Genomic DNA, 4,851 nt, shown 5'->3' on the forward strand with positions numbered 1-4,851 from the left:
ATTATGGGAGCGATTTCTGCAAGAATTTAATGAAGCTATTCTTATTGATAAAGATAAAGGCTACATTTACATAAAACACTTTCTTTGGTATACTGACACAAAAGTGTCCGAAGATAAGCAACAAGAATTAGGGCAATTGATAACGCATCATTTGTCGGAAGCACACGGAGAGGATATTATGCGCAGTATAGCTCAAAAATACATAGAAGAAGGCGAAGCTAGAGGTAAGGCCGAACTAATAAAGCTAATGTTTATCAAAGGAAAAACTGTAGAAGAAATCATGGAATTTACCGGTTTACCAATAACTGAAATTGATAAGCTGAAGTCGTGAATAATTCTAAAATTTCCTGCAATGTAGAGAATGCTCTATTAAATTTGATAATCAAAATGCTTGAACAAAATATCGGTCTCCAATTAATTTCGATGACTACAGGAAAGAGCGTTGATGAGATAAATAGGATCAAGTTATTACTGCAATAATTTTTGGATGGTGAATTACATCAAAACAAAAAATTTAAAGCAAAAGTTCTACAAATCAGCTTTGCTTTTATACTTTTTAAAGCTTCTTTATATTTTTCTGTCTACTGACAACTACATTACCAAAAAATTTGATAAAAAATAGTTATTATAAGTATACTTAGCAAAGACCAGCAAGAATCGGTCTATTATAAGGCATTCCATGACTTATAATAGACTACCGAGAGAAATGTTGCTTACATCCAGCTTACATCTATTTGCAATAGTATTTGCATAGTTTGTATCAAGCTATGGAAATACTAAAATTATATAATTCTTCTTACATATAAGCAAAAATTAAGTTTCCCTATAGGTTTTCCACTTGTCCTCTTATACTATGTGTCAAAAGTTTACTCTAATTTTTAATATGCCCTGGTGACCAATATATTTCTTATCTAACTGCGCTTCATAAGCAATGTTGTATTCCATTCTATTTATGCAATCCTTATCCAGAACTGGGGTGAAATGTAGATTTTCTCTAAGTCATCATGATTTAGAAGAAATGGCTAGCATTAGAGGCGCTAAAATAGATCATATTACTCTGCAAAGATGGGTAATAAAGTTTGTGCCACTGATAGATATGGCGGTAAGAAAACGTAAAAAGCCTGTAGCTAATAGCGGGAGGATGGATGAAACTTATATTAAAAATGGTAGCTGGGTCTATTTATATAGAGCAGTTGATTCATTCGGTAACACCATAGAGTTTTTACTGAGGAAAGCCGTAGCCGCTAAAGCGTTCTTCCGTAAGGCTTTTAAATATAACGGTCATCCAGAAAAGGTAACTATCGATAAAAGTGGCAGTAATATCTCTGCTCTCAAAGCTGCAAACAAAGAGCTTGTCAAAGATATGCAAATTGAGCTGCGTCAAGTCAAATATCTCAACAATATTGTTGAGCAGGATCATAGATTTATTAAAAAACGAACGAAGCCGATGCTTGGCTTTAAGAGTTTTCGTTCAGCTAAAATTACTATTTCTGGTATTGAGAATATTCGTATAATTCAAAAAGGACAATTAATTGGATCTAATAACAATCTTTCTACTTATCAAAACTTTAAAGCATTAATGGTTGCATAACGGCCAAAATCTTAGTTTTGCGTAAAAACATACTTTGCAATAATAGATGCACCAGAACCGCTAAAAACTATACTTGTTAAGCCCTTAAACTCAAGCTTTTATCCGTCATTATTATCAAGTTCTAAAACTCACAATGAGTTGTTACGAGAAGTATATATATAATATAAGATATACAAATACCCCATACAATAGTATCTTCATTAAGCCACGAATAAATTCAGTAAAAGCCACTCCTATCTCATTTTGCTTAATAATATGCAGCCCGGCAAATGTACAGCAACCACTTAATATTAGTAAAGTTGCAGTAAATAGTGATCTATGTGGTAGCCAGAACAATGCTATTATGATAAAACTAGCTATCAATGCAACAATCATACTTACAATGTCCACTACTCCTGCATCAGTAATTTTTTTAAGTGACGGATGTAGTGTCGTACCACAACCTATCCACAACATAACCATTGCTAACATACGCCATAACCACATGGTGGAGGAATACATATACGTATTTTCTGCAGTGCTGAACATCATTTCTGCATCCTCGTTTTGCCCTACTATTAACGCAATTTCGCCATTTTTAGTATGAAATGCTTCTATAATATTATTATTTTGTTTGCCAATCACACTAACTGATACTAACGGTCTAATTATGCCATATTTGATTCGTAAATCACCAATTTGTGGATTGAGCACATTGCCTATAAAATACTCTGTATCGTTGATTTTTAGTGATTGTTTTAACTTATCATCAATTAGATCATATGTTCGTTGAGAAACAGGATATTCACTAAATTCATCCATCTGATCAATTAGGTTTTTATCTAGCATAAATGCACCGACATTAACTTTTGAAGCAGAAAATATATGACTTTGATAAGGCATAGTAGTCGGATTTTTATATTCAAGTTTATCGTAAATACCAAACTTATCAGAATCTATAAGGGTCTCTGACCATATTTGATTATAATATGTGTTATACCTTACTTTTGTTTTTTCCCATTGGTACATTTCTACTATACGTTTTAATCTGAGCGCTTGCTCATTGATGCCGAATAATTCATCTTTAAGTACCTCATTACTAATAGCCGCACCAGAAATATGCACGAGAGCCCCATTATTACTTGGATCTACTGTACTTGCAGATATCGAAGTAATTAACTTACGTCCTGCATCAATTCTTTGGATTGACTCTATAGCTTCCTCTTCATGTAACCAAAGTACTAAAAAAGATGCAATAAATAAAGTGATACTACTAATAATTCTAATAAATAATTTTAAAACCCCTTTTATTCCAAGCTTAGAATGGTTTTTCAATTCACCAGGCATATACTCTGCTCTAATTGATTACAGTTTATAGTTATAAAATCATTAGCTAGCCCTTTAATCAAGCAATAACTAGGCTGTAATCATGACATAGCACCTATAAGTTGGTCTCTAGTGACGGTAGAGCCATTTTTCTAGCAACTCGTTCCCTTTTTACTTTTGTAGTTGTCACTTTGTTTGTTTTAGTCTATAATTTGTATGGTGAATTTCTCGCTTACCTCCAGCATCCTATCTATCAGTATATTTTCTCACTGGATCTTGTATGGAGTTGTTGCAAGTATTTAGGAGTTAGGAATTATAGTAGTTATTTGGGGTTTTAATAACCCAATAGATTATCAGTTATAATACGAATTTCTCCTTGAATTCCTTGACCATATTTCCAGAGATCAAACCTGCCTTTTTTAAAAATACGCATTATCTCAAATCCTTTTATGGTAGCATAAACTTCATTGACTTGAATCCTAAAGTAGGTTTAATCAGCCTTTTCGGTTGGCCTTGTTGCAAATAGTAGTAAGGCTAATTTTACTTCTTTCTCTAACAACGCCCAATACATCCCCGTAGTTGCATGAGCAAATAGGGTGTACCCTATCTTGATGTCAAACCTACCCTCATAAATTGTCAATTTAAAGTCAATATTATATTAACTTGACATTAATTTAGCTATCTCTTCAAAGTCTAACTTGACGTATTTCTACACGAAATATTACAATATGACTATATAGTATAATGTATGACTATTAAAACTCTATGTATAAATATAGGTCATAATATATAACCTTTTAAGAATAAACCTGATAATAAATAATATCTTTGCGTATATACCTTTGTATGCTATCATTTAATATATAAATAAGTCATAAGGTAGATATGAAGAATGATAATATTCAAATATCTGCTAGTGAATTTAAAAAACATTTTTTAAATCTAGTAGATGAAGTTAAAAACAAACATAGTTCTTTTGTTATTACAAAAAGAAAAGTACCTATAGCTATGGTAATACCACTAGAAACTGTTGTATTGGATAAAGCTAAGAGTTATTTTGGATTTATGAAAGGTACTGCAAAAATTAATGGCGATATAGTAAATTATTCTTCAGCAACAGATTGGGAAGCAAATAATGATTAATATTCCAGCGCAAAATGAAAAATTAGTACTGGATACTCATATATTAGTTTGGTATGCAGAAGGGATCCATTTAACAACTATCCAAATAGAGTCAATCGAGAATTTTCGCAAGAAAGATAATTTATATATTTCGGCTATATCAATCTGGGAAATTGCCTTGCTTGTAAGTAAAGGCAAAATCATATTCTCTGTTACATTAACAGAATGGGTTGACAAGTTATTATCTCTTCCAGGCTTAAATATTATTGATTTATCTGTGCCTGTATTGCTTGAGAGCTGTAACTTACCAAACTATCAACATAAAGATCCAGCAGATCGTTTAATTATAGCCTCGGTAAGACTAAACAATTTTTACCTTTTAACAGTTGATCAAAATATCACGGAATATGGTAAATCAGGATATTTAAAAATACTTGATGCTAACCTTATTCCTCCAACTACAAGCTTATGATAGGCAAAACTATCGGTTATGTCAGAGTTAGTACTTTTAAACAAAATCACGGACGACAGTTAGAAAATTTTGAATTAGATAAAATCTTTACTGATAAATGTTCTGGTAAAGACACAAAACGCCCTACCCTTGTCGAAAGGTTCTGTCGCATTTGTAAAGCATCTTCTGCCTTAATCGACAAAAGTAAGATTTTAGACGTTATGCATCCATTAACATTTTAAAATTTTCGAAAGCAGAAAGATTGTTGTTAGATTTGATTATTTGTCCTTTTTGAATTATACGAATGTTTTCTATACCGGTAATAGTAATTTTTGCTGAACGGAAGCTCTTGAAGCCTAGCGTAAGCTTCGTTCGTTTCTTA

At 32.1% G+C, this 4,851-nt stretch carries 3 protein-coding genes and 5 pseudogenes; 5 read left to right on the forward strand and 3 right to left on the reverse strand.

Annotated features, from left to right (window positions below):
• Window positions 1-331: pseudogene (locus Trichorick_RS08985) on the forward strand (Rpn family recombination-promoting nuclease/putative transposase); the annotation flags it as partial.
• A 645-nt stretch (window positions 332-976) separates the two neighbouring features.
• Window positions 977-1,591: pseudogene (locus tag Trichorick_RS08990) on the forward strand (IS6 family transposase); the annotation flags it as partial.
• A gap of 141 nt (window positions 1,592-1,732) precedes the next feature.
• On the opposite strand, the gene Trichorick_RS08995 reads toward Trichorick_RS08990, so the two are convergent.
• Together Trichorick_RS08995 and Trichorick_RS09000 are read right to left on the reverse strand one after the other, a co-directional pair.
• Window positions 1,733-2,917 (reverse strand): TMEM43 family protein, encoded by a 1,185-nt coding sequence (locus tag Trichorick_RS08995; RefSeq protein WP_323739314.1) that lies wholly within the window; start codon window positions 2,915-2,917, stop codon window positions 1,733-1,735.
• Window positions 2,918-3,230: 313 nt separating this feature from the next.
• Window positions 3,231-3,409 (reverse strand): annotated as a pseudogene (locus Trichorick_RS09000) (IS6 family transposase); the annotation flags it as partial.
• 372 nt (window positions 3,410-3,781) lie between these two features.
• On the opposite strand from Trichorick_RS09000, the gene Trichorick_RS09005 reads away from it, so the two are divergent.
• From Trichorick_RS09005 to Trichorick_RS09015, 3 genes and pseudogenes are all read left to right on the forward strand, one after another.
• A complete protein-coding gene (locus tag Trichorick_RS09005) occupies window positions 3,782-4,039 on the forward strand; it encodes a type II toxin-antitoxin system Phd/YefM family antitoxin (protein WP_323739315.1) in 258 nt (85 codons plus the stop codon).
• A complete protein-coding gene (locus Trichorick_RS09010; RefSeq protein ID WP_323739316.1) occupies window positions 4,032-4,490 on the forward strand; it encodes a type II toxin-antitoxin system VapC family toxin in 459 nt (152 codons plus the stop codon). The genes Trichorick_RS09005 and Trichorick_RS09010 overlap by 8 nt, the downstream gene beginning before the upstream one ends.
• Window positions 4,487-4,621, forward strand: a pseudogene (locus tag Trichorick_RS09015) (recombinase family protein); the annotation flags it as partial. The gene Trichorick_RS09010 and the pseudogene Trichorick_RS09015, both read left to right, overlap by 4 nt.
• A 67-nt stretch (window positions 4,622-4,688) precedes the next feature.
• On the opposite strand, the pseudogene Trichorick_RS09020 reads toward Trichorick_RS09015, so the two are convergent.
• Window positions 4,689-4,851 (reverse strand): annotated as a pseudogene (locus Trichorick_RS09020) (IS6 family transposase); the annotation flags it as partial.

The sequence above is a fragment of the Candidatus Trichorickettsia mobilis genome (assembly GCF_034366785.1).
Lineage (GTDB): Bacteria > Pseudomonadota > Alphaproteobacteria > Rickettsiales > Rickettsiaceae > Trichorickettsia > Trichorickettsia mobilis_A.

Excerpts from the sequence above, each read along its gene's own strand:
- Trichorick_RS08995 (WP_323739314.1), bottom strand. The coding sequence starts at position 2,917 with ATGCCTGGTGAATTGAAAAACCATTCTAAGCTTGGAATAAAAGGGGTT.
- Trichorick_RS09005 (WP_323739315.1), top strand. The coding sequence starts at position 3,782 with ATGAAGAATGATAATATTCAAATATCTGCTAGTGAATTTAAAAAACAT.
- Trichorick_RS09010 (WP_323739316.1), top strand. The coding sequence starts at position 4,032 with ATGATTAATATTCCAGCGCAAAATGAAAAATTAGTACTGGATACTCAT.